Genomic DNA, 22,379 nt, shown 5'->3' on the forward strand with positions numbered 1-22,379 from the left:
GCCATCCAAGTGAGCAATATCACCACCGCCAGCCTGCTGAAGATGAAGCAGGACGGCCAGAAATTTACCGCCATCACCGCCTATGATGCCAGTTTCGCCAAGTTGTTCGACGACGAGGGCGCCCATGTGCTGCTCATCGGTGACTCCCTTGGCATGGTACTGCAAGGGGGCACTGACACCCTGGGCGTGACCATGGATGACATGGTCTATCACACCCGCAGTGTCGCCCGCGGCACCGAGAAGGCGCTGGTGGTGGCCGACATGCCATTCATGAGTTATGCCACCCCGGAACAGACCTATGCCAACGCCGCCCGACTGATGGCCGCCGGTGCACGCATGGTCAAAATGGAAGGGGGCGACTGGTTGTGTGACAGCATCCGCCACCTGACCCGCAATGGCGTGCCTGTGTGCGGACACCTCGGCCTCACCCCCCAGTCGGTGCATGTGTTTGGTGGCTTCAAGGTGCAGGGACGCGATGAGTTCCATGCCCAGGAGATCTATCGCCAGGCACTCGAACTGCAAGCGGCGGGCATCCAGTTGCTGGTACTGGAGTGCGTACCTGTCGCCCTGGCAGAGCGCATCACCAAGGCGCTGCGCATCCCGGTGATCGGCATAGGGGCTGGCCCCTCGACCGATGGCCAGATCCTGGTGATGCACGATGCCTTTGGCATCACCTCCGGCTATGTGCCCAAGTTCACCAAGAACTTCCTGGCCGAGACCGGCGATTTGCACGCCGCCGTGCGCCTCTATATCCAGCAGGTCAGCGACGGCAGCTTCCCCGGTCCCGAACACTGCTTCAACTGATCCGGGTCGCATGATGACAACGGGGGCCCAGGCCTCCGTTTCCGCATCCATGCCAAGCTGATTTAGCATCTATCTCTTTGATTCATCTGAGGGTAAACCGTCGATGTTGGTTGTTAACAATCCCGCCATTCTCCGTGACCAGTTAAGCCAGTGGCGCCGCGAAGGGTTGGCCATTGCATTCGTCCCCACCATGGGCAACCTGCACCAGGGTCATCTCACCCTGGTCGATAAGGCCCGCAGCCATGGCGAGAAAGTCGTGGTCAGCATCTTCGTCAACCCCATGCAGTTCGACAAGGCCGAGGATCTTGCCAACTATCCCCGCACCCTGGAGCAGGACTGCGCCGCGCTGGAAACTGCCGGTGTGGACATGGTGTTCACGCCGACGCCGGAGATCATGTACCCCCAGGGGCTCGCCAGCCAGACCTTCGTCGAGGTGCCCGGCATCTCTTCCCTGCTGGAAGGGGCGCTGCGCCCGGGTCATTTTCGCGGGGTCAGCACTGTGGTGACCAAGCTGTTCAATCTGGTTCAGCCGGACGTGGCCTGCTTCGGCCAGAAGGATTACCAGCAACTGGCGCTCATTCGCAAGATGGTGAGCGACATGGCCATGCCCATCGAGATAATCGGGGTACCGACGGTTCGGGCCGAGGATGGCCTGGCTCTCTCATCGCGCAACGGCTATCTCAATGCCGAGCAGCGCGCCCTGGCCCCCGAGCTTGCATGCACCATGCACTGGATAGCCGAGCAGATTGCCCAGGGAAACCGGGATCTGGCCGCCCTCATCGCCACCGCCAGTGTCCGTCTCGACGCAGCCGGTTTTCGTACCGATGCCATCGACATCGTCGATGCCGATACCCTCGAGCCTGCGACCGATACCAGCCAGCAGCTGGTGATCCTGATGGCTGCGTATCTGGGCAAGGCTCGCCTCATCGACAACTGCGTCGTCCCCCTCACTCACCCCTGATCAGGAGAACCCCATGTCCAAGAAGGTCTATTGCATCGCCCAGTTCCTGCCCAAGCCCGGCCAGGAGCAGGCGCTGTTTGCGGTGTTGCAGGGGCTCGAACCCAATACCCTGCGCGAAGATGGCTGCCTGCAATACATTGTCACCCGCCAGCTGGCCAGCCCCTTCGCCGAGGGGGAGAGCTTTCCCATCGCCTTCAACGAGATCTGGCGCGACAACGCCAGCTTCGTGGCCCACTGCCAGCGCGCCGAGATCAAGGCCTTCTTCGAGCGCTACTGCCTCGCCGAGGATGGCCTGGCGGCCAAGTGGAATGTCTGCATCTACAGTGACGAGCCGGCGGACTATGACGCCCCAGCCCTCCTAGGCTGATCGCTCGCACATGAAAAAGGCGCCCGAGGGCGCCTTTTTGTTGCCAGGAACCGCGCCTCAGTGACGCAGACCCGTACCGCGGGAGATGAGCCACCAGGCCAGCCCGTAGAGGGCGACGATGAAGGCGATAATGATGAGATAGGCGGTGCCGAGCGGCACGTCGGAGATGCCGAGGAAGCCGTAGCGGAAGGCGTTCACCATGTAGATGATCGGATTCACCTGGGAAACCCCCTGCCAGAAGGGCGGCAGCAGGCTGATGGAGTAGAAAACGCCCCCCAGATAGGTGAGCGGCGTCAGGATGAAGGTCGGGATGATGCTGATGTCATCGAACGACTTCGCGAACACGGCGTTGATCAGCCCCCCCAGGGAGAACAGGATCGAGGTCAGCAGCACGGTGAAGCAGACGCTGAACAGGTGGTGGACCTGCAGCGGCACGAAGAACAGGGAGACCAGGGTGACGATGAGACCGACACAGAGACCGCGGGCCACACCGCCGCCCACATAGCCGGCGATGATGATGTAGTTCGGCACCGGCGCCACCAGCAACTCTTCCACGTTGCGCTGGAACTTGGCGCTGTAGAAAGAGGAGGCCACGTTGGAGTAGGAGTTGGTGATGACCGACATCATGATGAGGCCGGGCACGATGAACTCCATGTAGCTGAAGCCCCCCATGTCGCCGATCCGCGAGCCGATCAGATTGCCAAAGATGACAAAATAGAGGCTCATGGTGATGGCTGGCGGCACCAGGGTCTGGATCCAGATCCGGGTAAAACGGCTCACTTCCTTGGCCAGGATGCTCTTGAAGGCGATGTAATAGGTCATGGGATTCATGCTCTACGACCCTCTTCTACGATCAAGGCGATATGATTGTTCTTGAAAGTCATGCTCTTATAACCCTCTGCAACCAAGAGAATGCAATCGTTCTTGAAACTCATGCTTTGCGGCCCTCTTCTACCAAATTGACGAACAGCTCTTCCAGCCGGTTTGCCTTGTTGCGCATGCTCAGCACCTCTACTCCTTGGGCGGAGAGCTGACTGAACAGACTGTTGAGGGACTGGCTCTTCTCCAGCTCCACCTCCAGGGTATGCTCATCCTGCATGCGACCATTGAACTCGGGTAAGTCCGGTACCTGGCTGCCTGGCACCAGATCCAGCAGGAAGGTCTCCCGTCCCAGCTTGCCGAGCAGGTTTTTCATGCTGGTATTTTCGATGAGGCGGCCCTTGTCGATGATGCCGATATTGCGGCACAGCATCTCGGCCTCTTCCAGATAGTGAGTCGTGAGAATGATGGTGACGCCCTGCTCGTTGAGCTGCTTGAGGAACTGCCACATGGAGCGGCGGATCTCGATATCCACCCCGGCGGTCGGCTCATCCAGGATCAGCAGCTTGGGTTCATGCATCAGGGCGCGGGCTATCATCAACCGGCGCTTCATGCCGCCGGAGAGGGTACGGGCGGCCATGTCACGCTTGTCCCACAAGTCGAGCTGGCGCAGGTATTTCTCGGCGCGCACCTTGGCTTCGGCTCGCGGCACCCCGTAGAAACCGGCCTGATGGGTGACAATCTGGCTCACCTTCTCGAACTGGCTGAAGTTGAACTCCTGGGGCACCAGGCCGAGCTGGGCCTTGGCCATCTCCAGACTGCTGTCTATGTCATGGCCAAATACCTTCACCTTGCCGGCGCTCTTGTTGACCAGGGAGCTGATCACGCCGATGGTGGTGGACTTGCCCGCCCCGTTCGGGCCGAGCAGTGCGAAGAAGTCCCCCTGTTTGACGGTCAGATCGATGCCTTTAAGGGCTTCGACGCCCCCCTGATAGGTCTTTTTCAGTCCGCTGATTTCCAGTGCGTTCATGACAACCCCTGATGGCCCATCGCCACCTCGAATCTATGAGACAGAAAAGGCGGCCGAGGCCGCCTGCTGGCATGAGCAATGTGGCTACATCACTCCTGCGGTACCACCTTGCCGATGAAAGGCAAGTTACGATACTTCTGGGCGTAATCGATGCCGCAGCCTACCACGAATTCGTCAGGAATAGAGAAGCCGATCCAGTCTACCGGTACGTGCACCTCACGGCGGGACGGTTTGTCCAGCAGGGTGCAGATGGCCAGGGACTTGGGCTCGCGCAGGGAGAGAATTTCGCGCACCTTGTTCAGGGTGTAGCCGGTATCGATGATGTCTTCGACGATGACGATGTCCTTGCCCTTGATGTCATCATCCAGGTCTTTGAGGATACGCACGTCACGGGTGCTGTGCATGCCGGAGCCGTAGCTGGATGCGGTCATGAAATCCAGGGTGATGGGCAGTTCGCACTGACGGCAGAGATCCGCCAAGAAGACGCAGGAACCACGCAGCAGGCCAATCATGACCACCTCATCCGAACCTTGATAACGGGCGGTGATCTCTTCACCCAGCTTGGCAATCCGGGCGGCCACTTCGGCCTCGGAAATCATCACCTCGACGTTGTGTTTCATCACATACTCCATAGTGGTCAGCCATGGCTGACCATTCATTGATTACAAAACCCTTGATTCTACCACCCAGGGCGGGAGGCGTCAGGCATACGTGATGCTTTTATCGGCTTATTTTAATTGTTAGAGTTAGCAGGCCCTCGGGCATTATCGGTGACCATACTATAAACACCATAATCAATAACTATTAGATGAAAAAATCATGGAACCACGCGCAGAAATCAGACGGAGAACCCGGCTTTCACCGGAGGCCCGTCGTACTCAACTCATGGAATGTGCCATTGAGGTATTCTCCCGTCGCGGCATTGGCCGTGCGGGTCATGCCGAGATAGCAGAACAAGCCAAGGTGTCAGTTGCCACCGTTTTCAACTATTTCAACACCCGTGAAGAACTCGTGGATGAGGTGCTCACCGAGATAGAGCAGTTCGTGCACCAGATGCTGGAACAGGCCTATGCGGGCAATCGCCCGGTGCGTGACTGCATTCACAGTCATGTGCAGCTGTTCGTGGATGCGGCCTATGACAGGCCGGATCACGCCAACATCTGGCTGGAGTGGAGCTCCTCGGTACGGGAAGAAGTCTGGCCCCGTTATGCCCTGCTGCTCGACAAGGCACTGGAACGCATCACCCCTGTGCTGCAGACCGCCATGGACAAAGGGGAAATCCAGAGCGTGCTGAGCGCCCAGGATCTGGCCCGCTCCCTGACCGGTTTTGGTTACGTCATGATGCAGATGATCAACTCACCCCAACGCCCGGTGCGCGACGAGGTGACTGAGTTTCTGTTCAAGTACGTGACGGCGCCCCTTCAGCCCTGAGCACGACTCACTACGAAAAAACGGCGCCCTGGGCGCCGTTTTGTTGTGGTGAACATTCAGATCATCGAGGGGCAAGCCGCAGCGCCTCTCATCGGATATTCACGGATTACCGTAACCCCAGCGGGCGGTCAGGGTATGTTCAATGCCCAGATGGTCCAAAATGCGCGCCACCATGAAGTCCACCAGATCCTCGATGCTTTTCGGCTCATGATAGAACCCCGGTGCGGCGGGCATTATGGTCACCCCGAGCCGCGCCAGTTTCAGCATGTTCTCCAGATGGATCGCCGAGAAGGGGCTCTCGCGGGGCACCAGAATGAGCTGGCCGCGCTCCTTGATCACCACATCCGCCGCCCGCTCCAGCAGGTTGTCAGAGGCGCCGTTGGCGATGGCCGAGACGGTGCCCATGGAGCAGGGACAGACCACCATCTGTTTCGGCGCCGCCGAGCCGGAGGCCACCGGCGAGAACCACTCCTCCTTGCCGCAGGCCACTATCTGCCCCTCTTTGGCGCCATACTGGCGACAGAGATAGGCCGACAGCTCTTTCGGCGACCCCGGCCACTCCTGCTGCTGCTCGGTCTTAAGCACCACCCGGGCGGCCGAAGAGGCGAGCAGATAAACCCGATAGTCCGCCTGCACCAGACACTGGAGCAGGCGCAGGGCATAAGGGGCGCCGGAGGCACCGGTCAGCGCCAGGGTGATCTGCTTGTTCATGATGTGCCTTGCCTGAGGCGGGCTATCAGCTTGTCGTGAATGCCGCCGAAGCCGCCGTTGCTCATGATCAGAATATGATCCCCCGCGCGGCTCTCGGCCACCAGCCGGTTGATCAGGGCCTCCAGATCGTCAAACACCTGAGCCGGACGGCGCATATGGGCGGTCACCTCGCCAAGGTCCCAACCGATGTTCGCCGGCTGGAAGAAGAACACCTCGTTGGCGCCGTCGAAGCAACCAGCCAGCTCCTCCTTGTGCACTCCCAGCTTCATGGTGTTGGAGCGGGGCTCCAGCACCGCCAGAATGCGGGCCTTACCGACCTTGGCACGCAGGCCGCCGAGGGTGGTCTCGATGGCGGTGGGGTGGTGGGCAAAGTCGTCATAGACGCTGATGCCCGCCACCTCGCCCTTGAGCTCCATCCGCCGCTTGGGGGATTTGAACTGGCAGAGGGCGGCTATGCCGTGCTCGACCACGACCCCCGCATGGCGGGCGGCGGCGATGGCCATCAGGCCGTTGTTGACGTTGTGCTCGCCTATGCACTCCCAGTGCACCTCGCCCTGCTTGACCCCATCCAGCCACACCTCGAAGGCGGAGCCGTCATCGGCCAGCTTGACAGCCTTCCACTTGGCGTCGTCCTGACCCACCAGCTCCACCTCGCTCCAGCAGCCCATCTCGCGCACGGCGGTGAGGTTGTCATCGGCCTGGGGGAAGAGCACCCGGCCGTTGCTCGGTACTGTGCGCATCAGGTGATGGAACTGGCGCTGGATGGCGGCGAGATCCGGGAATATGTCCGCGTGGTCGAACTCCAGGTTGTTCATCACCAGGGTACGCGGATGGTAGTGGACGAACTTGGAGCGCTTGTCGAAGAAGGCGCAGTCATACTCGTCCGCCTCGATGACGAAGAAGGGGGCGGAGCCCAGGCGCGCGGAGACCGGGAAGTTGCCCGGTACGCCACCGATGAGGAAACCGGGCTCCAGCTTGGCGTATTCGAGTACCCAGGCCAGCATGCTGGCGGTGGTGGTCTTGCCATGGGTGCCCGCCACGGCCAGCACCCAGCGATCCTGCAGCACGTGCTCCAGCAGCCACTGGGGGCCGGAGATGTAGGGCAGATTGCGATCCAGCACATACTCCACACAAGGGTTGCCACGGCTCATGGCGTTGCCTATCACCACCAGATCCGGCGCCGGATCGAGCTGGGAGGGGTCATAGCCCTCGGTCAACTCGATACCTTGCTGCTCGAGCTGGGTGCTCATGGGGGGATAGACGTTGGCATCCGAGCCGGTGACTCGATAGCCCAGCTGTTTCGCCAACACCGCCAGACCACCCATGAAGGTGCCGCAGATCCCGAGAATGTGAATGTGCATACCGCTGCCTTTTCCAGTAAGGGAGTGCGCATTCTAGGGTCTCTTGACCCGGTGGCACAAGCCGCGACCATGACCAGAGCGCAGCCAGGCCCGGCAAGGCGACAGAAATCGGACGGCCTCAGGCGACGCGGCATCCACCAGCACGCTCCCCTGCCTGCGAAATATGGTCATTTGACGGGACATCGCTATAATGTCGGCCTGCAAACTTGACTCCAACACTCAAAGGAAACGTCATGAGCCTGAACCTGGTACCGGCTGGCAAGAGCCTGCCTGACGACATCTACGTCATCATCGAAATCCCGCAGAATGCCGACCCGATCAAATACGAAGTCGACAAGGACAGCGGTGCCATCTTCGTTGATCGCTTCATGTCCACCCCTATGTTCTACCCGTGCAACTACGGTTACGTGAACGCCACCCTGTCCCTGGACGGGGATCCCGTCGACGTGCTGGTGCCGACTCCCTACCCGCTGCTGGCCGGCTCCGTCATTCGCTGCCGTCCGGTTGGCGTGCTGAAGATGACCGACGAATCTGGCGAAGATGCCAAGATCGTGGCCGTGCCGCACTCCAAGCTGACCAAGCAGTACGATCACATCCAGGATGTGAACGACCTGCCCGAGCTGCTGAAAGCCCAGATCCAGCACTTCTTCGAGCGCTACAAAGAGCTGGAAGCCGGTAAATGGGTCAAGGTTGAAGGTTGGGGCGACAAAGCCGCCGCCGAAGCCGAGATCGTCACCTCTGCCGAGCGTTACGCCGCTCAATAAGTCGCGAATCACGCAGCTTATGCACGAAAAAGGCGCCCAGCGGGCGCCTTTTTGTTTGGCGATATCCGTTCAGCACAACACTGGTGCTATCCGCCTTCATGACGGGGATTGCTCTGGCTGGTCAGTGACTCATCCCTGTGGCTTGTCGATTAAAGGGGTCTTTCCCCTCTGGCCAGCACCAGCCCCCCTCTCTTGAGGATCGCCCTTGATATAGAGATCACGCCCGTTCTGGTGATAGGCGCGATAGTAGTCATCCCCACAACGATAACCGCCCCCATGCTGACGAGAGAGTTCACAGTTGACCGGTAACACCTCCAGCCATTTCAGCGCCTCCTGATAGCGCAACCACTCCTGCCACTCGTGCTCCCGAGCCAGCTGATCGCGCAGAGCAAACGCATCTATCTTCTCATCGCCCTTGGTGATGATTATCTGACCGGCCCAGAGCGGCAGGCTGCACAACCATAACAATCCCCATAATCGGCTCATGACAGTTTCCCTTGTGACTTATTTTCGCAATTAAATTTAAAACTCAATCAAACTGTTAGCAAAAGTTCATCCTAAAACTTCCCCGAACATAGCTCAAAAACGTATCAAGTCACCTAGTTGTTAATCAGGGTCAACCGACGGGGTGCATCATGATGAAATCCATACCAAAGCTGGTACCTTGCATGATGCTGGCTGGCTCCTTGCACGCGGGAGAGGTCAAACTCGACTGGCAGTGGCAATCCGCCGACGGCAAGCAGCAACATTTCCAGCTGCAAACCGATGACAAGGCCCTGGCAAAGAGCCAGCACGAGATGGTGCTGCTCGATGCTTCCCTCAATCATCCCATAGAAACCCTGTACGCCTATATCAGCCCCAGGCTCTACAACAGCCTCAGCCAGATCAACCAAAATAGCCCCGACACGGCCACCAAGTTCCTCAGCCTGGAACAGGCCTTCACAACCCGGGATAACAGCCCTGAATCGCGGGAATTCTGGCAAGCTTATGAACAATATCAGGAAGATGCCTTCGAGAAGATGATGGTGCTGCCCTGTGTCCATCCCGCCAACATCAAACTGCCCTGTGTGAGGCCCAATTACTCCCAGCTGTTTTACCATTTCAAGGATTCGCTCAAGCCCCTGGCGAATCAGTTTGCCGCACCGGATCTTGCCGCCTCAGTAAGACTCATTCAGGAGTGGCTCAACGTTATCCCCAGCCCATCAGAGCAGATGGATCACTTCAATCCTCCCCTGCAGGCACTCAAGGGCAACCAGGCCGACAGCGATGAGAAGGCGCTGCTGATGGCCAGCCTGCTCACCGAGTTGGCCCCTCAATTCATGCTCAGCATCATCTATCCCGACACCAGCATCGGCAGCGTCTCCCCCGCGTGGCTCGCCATCACGGCAGACAGTGGCCTGCCGGGGGATGTGGTGGTCATCAACAACCAGAAACATGTGCTGCTCACCGGCTCCCCCATGATGGTGCAGCAGATGGCGATGGCACGTATCCCACTCGTCAGCGAACCACTCTACTGAGCAAGAGATCCAACCAGTCTGGATGAATCCCGCCGCTATCATGACTCTGGTGCGTCCTAAGGGCTCACAGCGCTAACTCTTCGATTATTTAACACTTTTTAAACAGATCCGATCAGTTTAGGATGAGGAGAACCCATTTCCTCAGCCATAAAATCGTTATAACATAACAAAGGAGTGTCATCCGGATGAAACATCTCGTGCTTACTCTGGCGCTGCTGCCGACCCTGGCCCTGGCTCATAACCTCAAAGAGGCGACCCCAGTCCCTCTGGTGCAGATCGCCGAGCAGGGTGAACTGCTGGTCAGCGGCCAGGACATCGTCTATCGGCCCTGGCAGAGCAAACAGCTGGCCGGCAAGGTGTTCCTGATCCAGCACATCGCGGGTCGTTCCAGCGCCAAGGAGCTGAACGCCCCCATGATAGAGGCGATCAAGAAGGCCAGACTGCCCCATGACAGCTACCAGACGGTGACCATCATCAATAGCAATGATGCCATCTGGGGCACCTCCGGCTTTGTGAAGAGCAGTGCCGAGGATAGCAAGAAGGAGTTCCCCTGGTCGGCCATGGTGCTGGACAGCAAGGGCATGGCTCGCAACGCCTGGGAGCTGACACCGGAGAGCTCAGCCATCGTGCTGCTGGATAAAGAGGGCAAGGTGCTGTTTGCCAAAGATGGCCAGCTCACTGCCAATGAGATCACCACAGTGATGGAGCTTATCAAGTCCCATCTCTGAATCAGACGGGGCCCCTTGGGCCCCTTATCAAGGGTTTATGGGTCGCGTTACCATTAGAGTCTGGATACTGCTGTTTAGCTGGTTGTGGCTACAACCCGCCCTCGCCCAGCACCCGCTCGAAGCCGACCTGCCGAATCACAGTCACCACTGCCTGATCTGCGCCCTGCACCTGGATGGCAAACTTGCCATACCCGCCAGCCCGCTCGCAGTCATCCCATCGCCCCCCTGCACCGAGTACACTCCCCTTCCCATCCTCAACCCCAGCCTGCCATCGGCACCAACCCAGCCCATTCGCGGCCCACCCTCATCCTTTTTCTGTTAAGCCATAACCCTCTTATCTTATTGTTTTAAAGGATGAATAATGAAAGCTGTAACTTTGTTGCTGGCGCTGGCCACCTTTGGCGCCCAGGCCAATCACGAACATGAAGAGAGCCACAGCCATGGCGCCCATGAACATGGCCACGGCCTGCTCAACTTTGTCGTCGATGGCAATCAGCTGATGATTGAGCTGCAGGCCCCGGCCGCCGACCTGGTCGGTTTTGAGCACGCCGCCACCACGGCCGAGGAGAAGGCGCAATATGCCAAGGCCCTCGCCCAGCTCAAGCAGCCGGAAACCCTGTTTGGCATAGCCCCGGCCGCCGCGTGCCAGTTGGCGCATCAGGAGATCAAGGCACCCCAGCCGGAAGAGGATCATGAAGGGCATGACCATGACGCCGCCCACGACGAGCATCATGCAGACCACAACCATGATGCCGCCCACGAAGAACATGAAGGTCACGACCATGACGCCGCTCATGAGCACGATGGCCATGCCGATCTCGGCGCCATCTATACCTACAACTGCACAGCCCCGGATCGACTCAATGGCCTGACTGCCAAGCTGTTCTCGGTATATCCCAGTCTCAGCAAGCTGACGGTGCAGGGCATCTTGCCCAGCGGCCAGACCGCCGCCGAGCTGACTCCTACCGCCAACACAGTGAACTGGTGATCCCATGACGACTGCCGTGGTTGAGATCAAAGATCTCGCATTCGCCTGGCCGGGTCAGGATGCCGTACTCGAACTGCCCTCTCTACGGATAGAACAGGGAGAGCGTGTCTTCATCAAGGGCCCCTCAGGTTCGGGAAAATCGACCCTGCTTGGCCTGCTGGCGGGGATCCAGATAGCCAACCAGGGCAGACTCGAGGTGCTGGGCCAGCCATTGGCCCAGCTCTCAGGTCGGGCGCGGGATCGCTTCCGCGCCGACCATTTGGGTTATATCTTCCAACAATTCAATTTGTTGCCTTTTTTGAGCGTGCTGGACAATGTCACCACAGCACTCACTTTCTCGCCACAGAAGCGCGCCAGACTCCAGGGTTCGCCCGAACAAGAGGCGCGTCGCCTGCTCGGTGAACTGCAACTGCCCGGCGATGCCCTGACGCGACCTGTCCATGCCCTGAGCATCGGCCAGCAGCAGCGGGTTGCCGCCGCTCGCGCCCTGATCGGCTCACCCCAGCTGGTGATCGCCGACGAACCTACCTCGGCGCTCGATACCGACAACAGGGCCGCCTTCATCCGCCTGTTATTCGAGGAGTGCGACAAGCAGGGCAGCACCCTCATCTTCGTCAGTCACGATCCCCATCTCGAACCCCTGTTTCCCCGAGTGGAAGATCTGCATCAGCTCAATCGGAGGGCCACATGCTAAAACTTGCCCTGCAAAGTCTCTGGGCCCGGCGGCTGACTGCCGGTCTCACCCTGCTGGCGGTCGCCATCAGCGTCACCCTGCTGCTTGGCGTGGAACGGGTGCGGATGCAGGCTCGCGAGAGCTTCGCCAATACCGTCTCGGGCACGGATCTCATCGTCGGCGCCCGCTCCGGCCAGGTTAACCTGCTGCTCTACTCGGTATTTCGGATCGGCAATCCCACCAATAATGTCGGCTGGGACTCCTACCAGGCCATCAAGGACAGGCCCGGCATCGCCTGGACCATCCCCCTCTCCCTCGGCGACTCCCACAAGGGGTTCCGGGTATTGGGCACCAATGGCGACTACTTTAAGCACCTCAAATACGGTCGCCAGCAAGCCCTGGTGATGCGGGAGGGGCGCCCCTTCCAGACACCGTTCGAGGCCGTGCTCGGCGCCCAGGTGGCGGCCAAGCTCGGCTACCACCTGGGCCAGTCCATCGTCATCGCCCATGGCGCCGGCAATACCTCGTTCAGCCAGCATGACAACCTGCCCTTCACCGTCGTGGGCATACTGGCGCCGACGGGCACCCCCATCGATCGCACCGTGCATGTGCCGCTGGCGGGCATAGAGGCGATCCATCTGGGCTGGGACACGGGTCGTCACAGCAAGAATGTCACCGCCGATCAGGCGCTGGAGCAGGATCTCACCCCCAAGACCATCACCGCCTTCATGGTGGGGCTGAGCAACCGCATCCTGGCATTCCAGCTGCAGCGCGCCATCAACACCTACCCGAGCGAGCCGCTGATGGCGATCCTGCCTGGGGCAGCCCTGCAGGAGCTGTGGGCCATGATGAGCGTGGCCGAGACGGCGCTCTCCGTCATCGCCGCCTTCGTGGTGGTTGCCGGGCTCATCGGCATGCTCACTACCTTGCTGGCCGGGCTCAACGAACGGCGCCGCGAGCTCGCCATACTGAGATCCCTTGGCGCAGGCCCGGGGCACCTGTTTACCCTGCTGACCATGGAGGCCATGGCCCTGACCAGCTTAGGGATAGTGCTTGGCGTCGCCGCCCTCTATCTGGGCCAGGGGCTTGCCTCGCCCTGGCTGCTCAGCCACTATGGCCTGCAACTTGGCCTGGCACTGCCAAGCGCCTATGAGTGGCAACTGCTGGGGCTGGTCTGGCTGGCGGGAGTGATCATCGGCCTGCTGCCTGCCGCCCGCGCCTATCGCTACAGCCTGAGCGACGGCATGAGTATCCGCGTGTGAAGAATCGAGAAGGACAGAAGATGATGTTGAGACTCATGGTGCTGTTGGCGGGCCTGCTGGTGCTGCCAGCCCAGGCCGCCGAACCGTTCAAGACCCTGGATTGGGATGCTCTGCTGCCGCCGGGCCAGAGCGTGCTGCCGCCCCCGCCAGTGCCCCATGATGGCGACATGAGCTCAGTGCCGCAGCCGGTCGGGGAGGTCAACAAGGCGCTGGATGGTCAGGAGATCCGCCTGCCCGGCTTCGTGGTGCCACTGGAGGGGGATGCCAAGAAGGTCACCGCCTTCCTGCTGGTGCCCTATTTTGGCGCCTGTATTCATGTGCCGCCCCCGCCCACCAATCAGGTGGTCTATGTCAGCTACCCCAAAGGCGCCCCCGTGGATGACCTCTGGGATGCCATCTGGGTCAAGGGCAAGATCAAGACGGTAAGCACCAGTCAGGATATGGCCAACACCGGCTACAGCATGGAAGCGGTCGAGGTCGCCGTCTACGAGGAGTAGTCGCGGCGGCTTCGGTCGCCGTCATTCAGGTACTCGCAAAACGGCCCCTCGGGGCCGTTCTGCTTACTGAGTCCCAACCTGCCGCACGGGGGTATTACCGGTCGGGCCAACTAGAGTAACATCTGACCCCAGTCCCCTTGTGCATGGAGCCGCCATGGCCGATCTGCCCCCACCCAAGAAAGAGAGTGCCATCCTCAGCAGCCAGGAACAGACCCTGCGTCTGGCCCGCAGCCGCGGCATAGACGGCATGCTGACCCGCAACACCGACAGCACCTTCGAGCAGAGGGCCAGCTTTCGCCAACTCGCGGATCAGGCGGCACGCCAGCGCAACCTGGAAGCCATCATGGTGATGGCGTCCCGCCACTGCGAGGAGAGCGCCGCCGGCGGCGAGATGGACAGCGACTGGCTGACCCGTTTCCTGCAACTGGCCGAAGATATCAGCATGGTGCCCATGCAGCAGTTGTGGGGTCGCATCTTCGCCATCGAGGTCGCCACACCGGGCCGCTTCTCGATCCGCGCCCTGGCCACCCTCAAGGAGATGACCCAGCGCGAAGCCATGCTGTTTCAGCGAGTCTGCGCGCTCTCCTGCCACTATGCGGGCAGCGATGAGCAGCGTCTGCTGCTGGGCCTGCACAAGGGCGCCAGCCTGCTCACCCGCGCCAAGGTGACCCGCCTTGGCCTTGGCAAATACCGGCTCCCCTATGGCGCCCTGTTGCAGCTCTTTGAACTCGGCCTGTTGCACAGGGGCGAACTGGAATCCGGCCCCCTGCCTGCCGATGGGGTCGAGCTGGCGTTTGGTAACCAGCAGTGGCGCCTGCAACGCAAGCAGGCCAACATCACCCTGCTCTACTACCGTCTGACGCCAGTGGGCAACGAACTCGCCCAGCTGTTACAGGAGTTGCCGCTGGAAGAGTACCTGCAAGATCTGAAAGCCGTGCTCGGTCAGGGGCTCACCATGGAGGTGAGCGTCACCACAGCCCCGACCCAGGAAAACGAAGGGGGCTGATGCCCCCTCTTAAGATCTCGACCAAGCGCCTCGTCGCTTGCTGTGGCTGCGCCACACAGGATACGAAAGCGTTGTCCCTGACGAGATTTCGCCCGTCCTTCAGCCATTGGCGACTCACTGCTGCTGGCCATAGACCTCGCCAAGCAGGCCTTCCCCCGCTGCACCCCACTTAAAATGGTGACTGCCCCAATATCTGTATATTCAGGGATAGTGCGCAAAGCGTAAAAATGGAATAGGCGAGAGCAAGCAGTTATTGGGGGGGCGATGGTTGATGATTCTCGATGAATTCACGCCATTCTGGTTCAAGCTCCAAGGATAATTGCTCTTCTTGGTTCAATGACACCCAAAATGGCAACCAAAGATGCATCCACCAGTATTCGATGTCGCCCTGCAGGGATCCCAAACCTTCGGGATCAATCCATGGGAATGAGTCTGCCGGGAGAGGCGGATCTAGCCTGGTCTGCTGGAGTGCTTCAAGCACATCGAGGTCATCACTTGCACACGAGACAACAGTTCCCGAAAATGAGGGGTGTAAAAAAAGCATTACCTTTTTACCAATCGGCTCCTGCGATCTCTCCATGACTTGGGTATGCTGCCCCGGATTGACCACATAACCTGCCTTCTCGAACATCAGGAAAAGGCGACTCAGGTTCTCTTCCGATACAAGGAAACGTACAAGATATGCTTCAATCACCGCATCTGGCGGTAGTGGAGTCGGATACCCTTTGTAAGCATGAAGTGGTGCCTCAGAAAAACCTGAGCCGCTGAAAATACCTTTCATGTCCAACGGTTCTGCGGATCGCTGTTTCCCTAGTAGATTGTTCAGAATACTCATCAATTTAATCTTCATAAATATGATCTGCTATCCAGTCTGCACCGTAGTACCCTGCCGCACCAGCGACAATACCGCCAACCAGGCCAGTTATGATGGCACCAGGACCAGTCTCGATCCCAAGAGCCGCCCCTGTGACCGCGCCAACCTTAGCCCCAGCGATTGCCCCACCCCATCCACCGGCTTGCCGGACCACCTCAGCTGAAATGGGCTTAACACTACCGAGTTCTACCGAAGTTTTTGAGGCTTTTCCCAAGTCATATGCCGTGAAAGCGAATCCAAAGACCTTAACAACTCGTCCCGCTTGCACCATTTTTTGAGTGATAGCCAACGAACTCTCATTAAACACTGCTTTGGCCGGTACTTTTCCCAGTAGCAATGCTTCTTTGTCAATATTCTGCACGTAGCCTGAAATTTTATCTATTCGCTTTGTTTGCTTTGGATATAGGTTTTTATATTTTTCCAACTCACTAATTATTTCACTTGTTTGTACTATCGTCGTACCTGACTGCAGAGCCTTATGAATATCTATAAATATAGATTTTCCATTAAATCTCGGCGAACCGCCAGGGAACAGTACACTAGTCGAACTATATTTAGACATGTTATTTCCCATAACATGCTCAGCGACAGTAACACTTGAATTAATATTCTTCGGATTCAGCCCATACCGCTCAGGGAATACCTCCATCAACGCTTGATATTTTGGAAGGTTTTTCTGCTGCAGGAATGGGTCATCAATAGAGCTGTAAATTTTTCTGACGAGAAACCCTTCTTTCCCAATAGACTCAACAACAGAAAAAAAGAACGCCCTTGCTGGCATCCATGTTGATGTTACTTCATGAACCGAGCCAGACTCTTCATTTGTATTAATTGGCTTCTTATATACATAGTTCGTCATATCACTCATTGCTTCCACCTTTCTAAAGCAACAACACCAAAATATGTACGCAAGACATCCTCTTTCTCTGTCTTGATGCGTGGAACACAACCGTTAAGATCGGTAAAACCTTGCATTGTCTCCCCACCAGGTAGTTCAACAAAGTAAGGCGTGTTCGATAATGGTGTGCCTTCTTCGGAGACAAGCTTGATCATTTCATCAAACACCGGAGAAGGGGGGATGATGGGGATGAATGTAGAAGGAGGTGGAGCCATGTCCCCCACAACAACCGTACCAGACCCAATGATTATCCCACCACAATCGACTGAGCCACCGGTGATGGCCAAGGGCTTGCCATTGACGAGCACAGTTGATGAGCCAGATGAGATCTTGCGTGGGTGTGGTGGGTGATTAGGCTTGTCGTGAGGAGCTAGTGGATCGCCAACCCTGGCGGCGGGGATGCCGTCGATCAAGACATCTGGCGAGCCTGCCGTAATAGCTGTTGGATGAAATCCTTCATGGTCAGTGCCGATGTTACCAACCTTGGCTGCATGCTTTGACATCTGAGTTCCATTGCCTCAAATGAAATCCACCCTACAACAAAATGATTTCCTTTTGAAGCCAAACGACTCGGCCCGTGCTACATGGCCAACGTCAGCGAGATCCCGGCGGCGAAGGTATGGTAGCCGCATCGAACTTTCTCGGCAGAGAGGCAACCGCAAGGTTCGCGGTGCAATGCGCTGCGCTTATTGCACCCTACGGTCTCGAAAACGCTCCGCGGATAAATAACGACAGAGACACGGGGAATGGTTGGCAGGAAATAAACAAAGGGGCAATTGCCCCTTGTTTATTTACGCACGGTACCAACAATCGACATCAGTCGATCAACCCCCGCTGCCGCAGGGCTGTCAGCAGTTCATCCACCAGCACGGCCACCGGTTTACCGGCGTTGAGCAGGTGGATCTCGGGTTGCTCCGGCGCCTCGTAGGCGGAATCTATACCGGTGAAATTACGAATTTCCCCGGCCCGCGCCTTCTTGTAGAGCCCCTTGGGATCCCGCTCTTCACAGATGGCGAGCGGCGCATCGACAAACACCTCGACGAACTCGTCCGCTCCCAACAGATTGCGCACCAGCGCCCGCTCGGCACGGAACGGTGAGATAAAGGCGGTGAGCACGATCAGGCCCGCATCCACCATCAGTTTCGCCACCTCGCCGACCCGGCGGATATTCTCCTGACGGGCGGCGTCGTCGAAACCGAGATCCCCACAGAGGCCGTGGCGCACATTGTCGCCATCCAGCAGATAGGTGTGCTTGCCCTCGGCCGCCAGCGCCTGTTCCAGGGCCCCCGCCAGGGTGGATTTTCCCGCCCCGGACAGGCCGGTAAACCAGATGACTTGCGGCTTTTGCCCCTTCAATTCAGAGCGGCTCTGCTTGCTGACGGCATGGTCGTGCCACACGATATTGCTCATCTAAAACTCCTTGTTTGGCATTGACGCTGCCACGCTGAAACTCTTCTGACTTCCCGCAACCAAGCCTCTGCCCATCAATGGGCGGCTTGCCGCTGCCCACTGCTGCGCATCTCAATGCCTTGCATCGCTTCCCATGATCCTGCCGGTATCACCCGCCCCCATCAAAACGGAAACAGCAGGGGCACCATGATGATCACCCCGATGCTGTAGGCCAGGGAGACCGGCAGGGCCAGCTTGAGGTAGTCCGGCATCTTGTAGTTGCCCGCCGCATAGACCATCAGATTGGTCTGATAGCCATAGGGCAATATAAAGCTGGAGCTGGCACCAAACAGCACCGCCAGGATGAACGGCATGGTGGAAACATCCATGCTGAGCGCCAGCTGATAGCCCATGGGGAAGGCCAGGGCAGCGGCGGCGTTGTTGCTCATCAACTCGGTCAGCACCAGGGTGAAGAAGTAGATGCCGATAAAGGCGATGATGGGGCTGGCACCATTGAACTCCCCCATCAAGGCGTCGGCAATCAACTTGGCCAGACCACTGCTCTCCAGCTGATCGGCGATGGCGAGCGCGCCCCCCACCACCAGCCAGATATCCAGCGGAAAGCGGCGGCGGATCTCGTCCAGGGTCAGGATACGGGTGAATAGCAGCGCCACCAGCATCAGCAACAAGCCCTTGAACAGGGGCACTAGATCCAGCACCGACAGCGCCAGCACCCCGAGAAAGCCCAGCACCACGGCGGCGCTGCGCTTGCCATCGAGCCGGGTGGAGGCTTCCAGTCCGCTCACCACCACAAACTCCCGGGAGAGGGACTTGTTGCTGGCAAACTTAGGGCCGGGGGCCAACAGCAGGGTATCGCCGGCATGCAATTCAATCTGGCCCAGACCGCCGGTGAGCTGAGTCTCGCCCCGGCGTACCGCCAGCACCACCGCATCGAAGTGGGTGCGAAACTCCGCATCCTTGATGGATTGCCCCACCAGCCGCGAGCTGTGGCTGACGATCACCTCCACCAGATGCTGGCCGTTGAGCCGGTGCTGGCCATAGAGTTCCAGCCCCTTGAGCTCTTGCAACACGCCGACGCTCTCCACGTCGCCGCAAAACAGCAACATGTCCCCTTCGTGCAGCTCGTGCTCCGGCTGCACCGGGCAGATCACCTGACTGCCGCGAATGATTTCGGCCAGATAGAGGCTCTTGAGGCTGCGCAGCCCATTCTCCTTGACGCTGCGCCCGGCCAGGGGCGAGCCTGCGCCCACCTTGGCCTCGAGAAAATAGCCAGATTCCCGGCTCATCTCGGTATCCTGCTCCGGCAGATAGCGGGCAAACAGCAGCACGGCGATAAGGCCGGTCAGCAGGGTCCCCGCTCCCACCATAAAGAAGTCGAACATGCCAAGGGGCTCGGCCCCCATCTTGATGAGGAAGCTGTTGACGATCAGGTTGGTGGAGGTGCCGATCAGGGTCAGTACGCCACCGAAGGTCGCCGCGAAGCACATCGGCAGCAGCAAGCGGGAGGGCGCATGGTTGGGATTGCGTTTGACAGCCCCCAGCATGGAGGCCACCACCGCCGTGTTGTTGACGAAGGCCGACAGGAAAGCCGTGGAGAACCACAGCTTCACCAGCACCTTGTTGAACGACCCCGTGCCCACCAGATTGGCGAACCAGCTCATGACCCGGGTCTTCTCCACCGCGAGCGACACCAGCAGCAGCAACACCAGGGTCAGCAAGGCACTGTTGGTGTAACCCGCCACCACGGCGTTGATGTCCGCCAGCCCGCTCAGATAGGTGATGAGCACGGCGCCCGAGAAGAGCAGCGCCGGGCGGAGTTTACCCTGGATCAACAGGACAATGAGGGCAGCCAGCAGACCCAGCACCAGGGATTGTTGCCAGGTCATGGACTTACTCCTTGCCGTTGGCGATGGTCAGCGCCTGCCAGTGCGGGAAGTGCTTGCGTACCAGGGCATTGAATTCAACTTCAAACTCGCTGTACTGCCCGGCCACCGCTTTTGCGGCCAGCCCTTCCACTATCATGCCAGCCCCGACGGTGACGTTGGTCAACCGGTCAATGAGGATGAAACTGCCGGTGTCGCGGATATCCGTGTAGGGATCAAAGGCAACCGGGTCGGTCAGGCTCAGCTCGCACAGGCCGATCTCGTTGAGCTTGAGCTCGGAAGCCGCCAGCTCGTCGAGCTTGTTGATCTCGATGCGGTGGCGCACGACCTCGACCTGACCCCGAGTCTTCTTGGTGGCCAGCTTGATATCGTAGACCCGGCCCGGCTGCAGGGACTCCTCCCCCATCCAGACGATGTGGGCCAGCACGTTCTGGGTCACCCGGGGCTGCCTCGCGGCATCCACCAGCAGGTCGCCGCGGCTGATGTCTATTTCATCGGCAAAAGTGACTGTGATGGCCTGACCCGGCAGGGCATATTCCAGATCGCCGTCGAAGGTGACGATGCGCTTCACAGTGCTCTGCTTGCCGGATGGCAACACCGCCAAGGTGTCGCCGACTCGCAGGATGCCGGAGGCCAGGGTACCCGCGAAGCCGCGAAAATCGAGGTTGGGACGGCTGACATACTGCACCGGCAGGCGCACCGGATGGCGTTCCAGCTCGCGCTCCACCTCGGCGCTCTCCAGCAAGGAGAGCAGGGTCTCGCCCTGATACCAGGCCAGCTTGTCGCTCGCATTGACCACGTTGTCCCCGTCCAGGGCGGAGACCGGCACTAGCTGAATAGAATCCACAGCGAGCTTCTTGGCGAATTCGCGGTAATCGCTACTGATGCGATCGAACACCTCCTGGCTGAACTCCACCAGATCCATCTTGTTGACCGCGACCACGAACTGCTTGATGCCGAGCAGGCTGGCGATAAAGCTGTGACGACGGGTCTGATCCAGCACCCCCTTGCGGGCGTCGATCAGGATGATGGCCAGATCGCAGGTGGAAGCACCGGTCGCCATGTTGCGGGTGTACTGCTCGTGGCCCGGGGTATCCGAGATGATGAACTTGCGCTTGGCGGTCGAGAAATAGCGATAGGCGACGTCTATGGTGATGCCCTGCTCGCGCTCGGCCTGCAAACCATCCACCAGCAGCGCCAGGTCCAGCTTCTCGCCTGTGGTGCCGAGCTTCTGGCTGTCGGACTCCAGGGCTTTGAGCTGATCTTCATAGATCTGCTGGGAGTCATGCAGCAGGCGACCGATGAGAGTGCTCTTGCCGTCGTCCACGCTGCCGCAGGTGAGAAAGCGCAGCAGGCTCTTGTGTTGCTGGGCGTGCAAGTAGGCTTCAATGCCCTGTTCGCTGATGGCGGTCTGAATATGGTTGTTCATGATGCGATTCCTTAGAAATATCCCTGACGCTTCTTCTGCTCCATGGAGCCGGCCTGATCGTGGTCAATCAATCGTCCCTGCCGCTCGCTCGAGGTAGTGAGCAGCATCTCCTCGATGATCTCCGGCAAGGTGGTGGCATCGGACTCGATGGCACCGGTCAGCGGGTAGCAACCCAGGGTGCGGAAGCGCACCAGCTCCTGCTTCACCTCGTCATCCGGGCCTATGGGCATGCGCTCGTCATCCACCATGATCTTGATGCCACTGCGCTCCACCACGGGGCGCATGGCGGCAAAGTAGAGCGGCACTATGTCGATGTTCTCGAGATAGATGTATTGCCAGATGTCCAGCTCGGTCCAGTTGGAGAGCGGGAAGACCCGGATGCTCTCCCCCTTGTTGACCTGGCTGTTGTAGACGCGCCACAGTTCGGGCCGCTGGTTTTTCGGATCCCAGCGGTGGGACTTGTCACGGAAGGAGTAGACCCGCTCCTTGGCCCGGGACTTCTCCTCGTCCCGGCGGGCACCACCGAAGGCGGCATCGAAACCGTACTTGTTGAGCGCCTGCTTGAGCCCCTCGGTCTTCATGATGTCGGTGTGCTTGCCACTGCCGTGCACGAAGGGGTTGATGTCCATGGCCAGGCCATCCGGGTTCTTGTGGACGATGAGATCCAGCCCGTACTTCTTGGCGGTCTCGTCCCGGAACTTGATCATCTCCTTGAACTTCCAGTTGGTGTCCACGTGCAGCAGGGGGAAGGGGATCTTGCCCGGATAGAAGGCCTTGCGGGCCAGGTGCAGCATGACGGAGGAGTCCTTGCCGATGGAGTACATCATCACCGGGTTTTCAAATTCGGCAGCCACCTCGCGGATGATATGGATGCTCTCGGCTTCCAGTTGCTGCAAATGAGTCAATCTTTCACGGTCCATGTCGGGTCCTCTGGTCTGGCTAACGCGCTTGGTCAGAGCGCGGTTC

At 59.1% G+C, this 22,379-nt stretch carries 25 protein-coding genes; 12 read left to right on the forward strand and 13 right to left on the reverse strand.

The genetic code is table 11. The features are described 5' to 3' along the window. The first annotated feature begins 9 nt into the window (after nucleotides 1-9). The 3 genes from panB to M2366_RS17265 all read left to right on the forward strand — a co-directional run bounded on the left by panB (nucleotide 10) and on the right by M2366_RS17265 (nucleotide 2,132). Nucleotides 10-804 carry a 3-methyl-2-oxobutanoate hydroxymethyltransferase gene (gene panB / locus M2366_RS17255; RefSeq protein ID WP_042041096.1) on the forward strand — a complete coding sequence of 265 codons (795 nt, stop codon included), beginning with the start codon at nucleotides 10-12 and terminating at the stop codon, nucleotides 802-804. 103 nt (nucleotides 805-907) lie between these two features. Next, on the forward strand, nucleotides 908-1,765 hold the full coding sequence (gene panC / locus M2366_RS17260) for a pantoate--beta-alanine ligase (RefSeq protein ID WP_259270256.1): 858 nt from the start codon (nucleotides 908-910) through the stop codon (nucleotides 1,763-1,765). Nucleotides 1,766-1,778: 13 nt separating this feature from the next. Then, entirely contained in the window at nucleotides 1,779-2,132 is a 354-nt protein-coding gene (locus tag M2366_RS17265; protein ID WP_224432102.1) for a putative quinol monooxygenase, read from the forward strand. 57 nt (nucleotides 2,133-2,189) lie between these two features. Here the strand turns inward: M2366_RS17265 and M2366_RS17270 are convergent, their stop codons facing one another. The 3 genes from M2366_RS17270 to hpt all read right to left on the reverse strand — a co-directional run bounded on the left by M2366_RS17270 (nucleotide 2,190) and on the right by hpt (nucleotide 4,601). Beyond that, nucleotides 2,190-2,963 (reverse strand): ABC transporter permease, encoded by a 774-nt coding sequence (locus M2366_RS17270; protein WP_042041099.1) that lies wholly within the window; start codon nucleotides 2,961-2,963, stop codon nucleotides 2,190-2,192. A 100-nt stretch (nucleotides 2,964-3,063) separates the two neighbouring features. Next, a complete protein-coding gene (locus tag M2366_RS17275; protein WP_042041100.1) occupies nucleotides 3,064-3,981 on the reverse strand; it encodes an ABC transporter ATP-binding protein in 918 nt (305 codons plus the stop codon). 89 nt (nucleotides 3,982-4,070) lie between these two features. Further along, nucleotides 4,071-4,601 carry a hypoxanthine phosphoribosyltransferase gene (gene hpt, locus M2366_RS17280; RefSeq protein ID WP_005897830.1) on the reverse strand — a complete coding sequence of 177 codons (531 nt, stop codon included), beginning with the start codon at nucleotides 4,599-4,601 and terminating at the stop codon, nucleotides 4,071-4,073. A gap of 199 nt (nucleotides 4,602-4,800) precedes the next feature. On the opposite strand from hpt, the gene M2366_RS17285 reads away from it, so the two are divergent. Then, on the forward strand, nucleotides 4,801-5,412 hold the full coding sequence (locus M2366_RS17285) for a TetR/AcrR family transcriptional regulator (RefSeq protein ID WP_042041101.1): 612 nt from the start codon (nucleotides 4,801-4,803) through the stop codon (nucleotides 5,410-5,412). Between the two features lie 99 nt (nucleotides 5,413-5,511). Here M2366_RS17285 and M2366_RS17290 read toward each other — a convergent pair whose 3' ends face one another. Both M2366_RS17290 and mpl read right to left on the reverse strand, forming a co-directional pair. After that, nucleotides 5,512-6,123 (reverse strand): flavin prenyltransferase UbiX, encoded by a 612-nt coding sequence (locus tag M2366_RS17290; protein WP_259270257.1) that lies wholly within the window; start codon nucleotides 6,121-6,123, stop codon nucleotides 5,512-5,514. Further along, a complete protein-coding gene (gene mpl, locus M2366_RS17295; RefSeq protein ID WP_259270258.1) occupies nucleotides 6,120-7,484 on the reverse strand; it encodes a UDP-N-acetylmuramate:L-alanyl-gamma-D-glutamyl-meso-diaminopimelate ligase in 1,365 nt (454 codons plus the stop codon). The genes M2366_RS17290 and mpl overlap by 4 nt, the downstream gene beginning before the upstream one ends. A gap of 233 nt (nucleotides 7,485-7,717) precedes the next feature. Here mpl and ppa point away from each other — a divergent pair, with 233 nt between their 5' ends. Beyond that, entirely contained in the window at nucleotides 7,718-8,248 is a 531-nt protein-coding gene (gene ppa, locus M2366_RS17300; RefSeq protein ID WP_259270259.1) for an inorganic diphosphatase, read from the forward strand. 129 nt (nucleotides 8,249-8,377) lie between these two features. On the opposite strand, the gene M2366_RS17305 is transcribed toward ppa, so the two are convergent. After that, entirely contained in the window at nucleotides 8,378-8,734 is a 357-nt protein-coding gene (locus M2366_RS17305; RefSeq protein ID WP_259237596.1) for a hypothetical protein, read from the reverse strand. A 152-nt stretch (nucleotides 8,735-8,886) separates the two neighbouring features. Here M2366_RS17305 and M2366_RS17310 point away from each other — a divergent pair, with 152 nt between their 5' ends. The 7 genes from M2366_RS17310 (at nucleotide 8,887) to M2366_RS17340 (ending at nucleotide 14,919) form a co-directional block, all read left to right on the forward strand. After that, nucleotides 8,887-9,765: a hypothetical protein gene (locus M2366_RS17310; RefSeq protein WP_259270260.1), complete on the forward strand. Its 879-nt coding sequence runs from the start codon at nucleotides 8,887-8,889 to the stop codon at nucleotides 9,763-9,765. 185 nt (nucleotides 9,766-9,950) lie between these two features. After that, the gene (locus M2366_RS17315) at nucleotides 9,951-10,493 is read left to right on the forward strand and encodes a YtfJ family protein (protein WP_042041107.1); all 543 of its coding nucleotides are present in this window, start codon (nucleotides 9,951-9,953) and stop codon (nucleotides 10,491-10,493) included. Between the two features lie 361 nt (nucleotides 10,494-10,854). Next, nucleotides 10,855-11,481, forward strand: coding sequence for a DUF2796 domain-containing protein (locus tag M2366_RS17320; RefSeq protein ID WP_259270261.1), 627 nt, complete (start codon nucleotides 10,855-10,857; stop codon nucleotides 11,479-11,481). 4 nt (nucleotides 11,482-11,485) lie between these two features. After that, entirely contained in the window at nucleotides 11,486-12,175 is a 690-nt protein-coding gene (locus M2366_RS17325; RefSeq protein WP_224432095.1) for an ABC transporter ATP-binding protein, read from the forward strand. Next, nucleotides 12,169-13,416 (forward strand): FtsX-like permease family protein, encoded by a 1,248-nt coding sequence (locus M2366_RS17330; RefSeq protein WP_259270262.1) that lies wholly within the window; start codon nucleotides 12,169-12,171, stop codon nucleotides 13,414-13,416. The genes M2366_RS17325 and M2366_RS17330 overlap by 7 nt, the downstream gene beginning before the upstream one ends. Nucleotides 13,417-13,439: 23 nt before the next feature. Then, nucleotides 13,440-13,913: a DUF3299 domain-containing protein gene (locus M2366_RS17335; RefSeq protein ID WP_396021390.1), complete on the forward strand. Its 474-nt coding sequence runs from the start codon at nucleotides 13,440-13,442 to the stop codon at nucleotides 13,911-13,913. Nucleotides 13,914-14,067: 154 nt separating this feature from the next. Beyond that, nucleotides 14,068-14,919: a TIGR03899 family protein gene (locus M2366_RS17340; protein ID WP_259270263.1), complete on the forward strand. Its 852-nt coding sequence runs from the start codon at nucleotides 14,068-14,070 to the stop codon at nucleotides 14,917-14,919. Nucleotides 14,920-15,169: 250 nt separating this feature from the next. Here M2366_RS17340 and M2366_RS17345 read toward each other — a convergent pair whose 3' ends face one another. From M2366_RS17345 to cysD, 7 genes are all read right to left on the reverse strand, one after another. After that, a complete protein-coding gene (locus M2366_RS17345; RefSeq protein ID WP_259270264.1) occupies nucleotides 15,170-15,769 on the reverse strand; it encodes a hypothetical protein in 600 nt (199 codons plus the stop codon). Next, a complete protein-coding gene (locus tag M2366_RS17350) occupies nucleotides 15,759-16,661 on the reverse strand; it encodes a glycine zipper family protein (RefSeq protein WP_259270265.1) in 903 nt (300 codons plus the stop codon). Before M2366_RS17350 ends, M2366_RS17345 begins: the two co-directional genes overlap by 11 nt. Continuing rightward, nucleotides 16,658-17,194 (reverse strand): type VI secretion system PAAR protein, encoded by a 537-nt coding sequence (locus tag M2366_RS17355; RefSeq protein WP_259270266.1) that lies wholly within the window; start codon nucleotides 17,192-17,194, stop codon nucleotides 16,658-16,660. The genes M2366_RS17350 and M2366_RS17355 overlap by 4 nt, the downstream gene beginning before the upstream one ends. A 313-nt stretch (nucleotides 17,195-17,507) precedes the next feature. Beyond that, nucleotides 17,508-18,101, reverse strand: a complete 594-nt coding sequence (gene cysC / locus M2366_RS17360; protein ID WP_259270267.1) for an adenylyl-sulfate kinase — start codon at nucleotides 18,099-18,101, stop codon at nucleotides 17,508-17,510. Between the two features lie 161 nt (nucleotides 18,102-18,262). Further along, nucleotides 18,263-19,987 carry an SLC13 family permease gene (locus M2366_RS17365; protein WP_259270268.1) on the reverse strand — a complete coding sequence of 575 codons (1,725 nt, stop codon included), beginning with the start codon at nucleotides 19,985-19,987 and terminating at the stop codon, nucleotides 18,263-18,265. A gap of 4 nt (nucleotides 19,988-19,991) precedes the next feature. After that, on the reverse strand, nucleotides 19,992-21,413 hold the full coding sequence (cysN, locus tag M2366_RS17370) for a sulfate adenylyltransferase subunit CysN (RefSeq protein ID WP_042041116.1): 1,422 nt from the start codon (nucleotides 21,411-21,413) through the stop codon (nucleotides 19,992-19,994). 11 nt (nucleotides 21,414-21,424) lie between these two features. Beyond that, complete coding sequence (cysD, locus tag M2366_RS17375) at nucleotides 21,425-22,369, reverse strand: sulfate adenylyltransferase subunit CysD (RefSeq protein WP_224432938.1); 945 nt, start codon at nucleotides 22,367-22,369, stop codon at nucleotides 21,425-21,427. Nucleotides 22,370-22,379: the final 10 nt, after the last annotated feature.

The organism is Aeromonas sp. BIGb0405 (assembly GCF_024807335.1).
GTDB classification, from domain to species: Bacteria; Pseudomonadota; Gammaproteobacteria; order Enterobacterales; family Aeromonadaceae; genus Aeromonas; species Aeromonas rivuli.

Bases quoted from the DNA above. Each gene is read 5' to 3' on its own strand.
- mpl (WP_259270258.1), bottom strand. From the start codon at position 7,484: ATGCACATTCACATTCTCGGGATCTGCGGCACCTTCATGGGTGGTCTG.
- M2366_RS17275 (WP_042041100.1), bottom strand. From the start codon at position 3,981: ATGAACGCACTGGAAATCAGCGGACTGAAAAAGACCTATCAGGGGGGC.
- M2366_RS17365 (WP_259270268.1), bottom strand. From the start codon at position 19,987: ATGACCTGGCAACAATCCCTGGTGCTGGGTCTGCTGGCTGCCCTCATT.
- M2366_RS17320 (WP_259270261.1), top strand. From the start codon at position 10,855: ATGAAAGCTGTAACTTTGTTGCTGGCGCTGGCCACCTTTGGCGCCCAG.
- M2366_RS17335 (WP_396021390.1), top strand. From the start codon at position 13,440: ATGTTGAGACTCATGGTGCTGTTGGCGGGCCTGCTGGTGCTGCCAGCC.
- M2366_RS17315 (WP_042041107.1), top strand. From the start codon at position 9,951: ATGAAACATCTCGTGCTTACTCTGGCGCTGCTGCCGACCCTGGCCCTG.
- M2366_RS17270 (WP_042041099.1), bottom strand. From the start codon at position 2,963: ATGAATCCCATGACCTATTACATCGCCTTCAAGAGCATCCTGGCCAAG.
- M2366_RS17285 (WP_042041101.1), top strand. From the start codon at position 4,801: ATGGAACCACGCGCAGAAATCAGACGGAGAACCCGGCTTTCACCGGAG.
- ppa (WP_259270259.1), top strand. From the start codon at position 7,718: ATGAGCCTGAACCTGGTACCGGCTGGCAAGAGCCTGCCTGACGACATC.
- M2366_RS17345 (WP_259270264.1), bottom strand. From the start codon at position 15,769: ATGAAGATTAAATTGATGAGTATTCTGAACAATCTACTAGGGAAACAG.
- M2366_RS17330 (WP_259270262.1), top strand. From the start codon at position 12,169: ATGCTAAAACTTGCCCTGCAAAGTCTCTGGGCCCGGCGGCTGACTGCC.
- M2366_RS17340 (WP_259270263.1), top strand. From the start codon at position 14,068: ATGGCCGATCTGCCCCCACCCAAGAAAGAGAGTGCCATCCTCAGCAGC.
- cysC (WP_259270267.1), bottom strand. From the start codon at position 18,101: ATGAGCAATATCGTGTGGCACGACCATGCCGTCAGCAAGCAGAGCCGC.
- cysN (WP_042041116.1), bottom strand. From the start codon at position 21,413: ATGAACAACCATATTCAGACCGCCATCAGCGAACAGGGCATTGAAGCC.
- hpt (WP_005897830.1), bottom strand. From the start codon at position 4,601: ATGAAACACAACGTCGAGGTGATGATTTCCGAGGCCGAAGTGGCCGCC.
- panC (WP_259270256.1), top strand. From the start codon at position 908: ATGTTGGTTGTTAACAATCCCGCCATTCTCCGTGACCAGTTAAGCCAG.
- M2366_RS17265 (WP_224432102.1), top strand. From the start codon at position 1,779: ATGTCCAAGAAGGTCTATTGCATCGCCCAGTTCCTGCCCAAGCCCGGC.
- M2366_RS17355 (WP_259270266.1), bottom strand. From the start codon at position 17,194: ATGTCAAAGCATGCAGCCAAGGTTGGTAACATCGGCACTGACCATGAA.
- M2366_RS17350 (WP_259270265.1), bottom strand. From the start codon at position 16,661: ATGAGTGATATGACGAACTATGTATATAAGAAGCCAATTAATACAAAT.
- M2366_RS17325 (WP_224432095.1), top strand. From the start codon at position 11,486: ATGACGACTGCCGTGGTTGAGATCAAAGATCTCGCATTCGCCTGGCCG.
- M2366_RS17290 (WP_259270257.1), bottom strand. From the start codon at position 6,123: ATGAACAAGCAGATCACCCTGGCGCTGACCGGTGCCTCCGGCGCCCCT.
- M2366_RS17310 (WP_259270260.1), top strand. From the start codon at position 8,887: ATGAAATCCATACCAAAGCTGGTACCTTGCATGATGCTGGCTGGCTCC.
- M2366_RS17305 (WP_259237596.1), bottom strand. From the start codon at position 8,734: ATGAGCCGATTATGGGGATTGTTATGGTTGTGCAGCCTGCCGCTCTGG.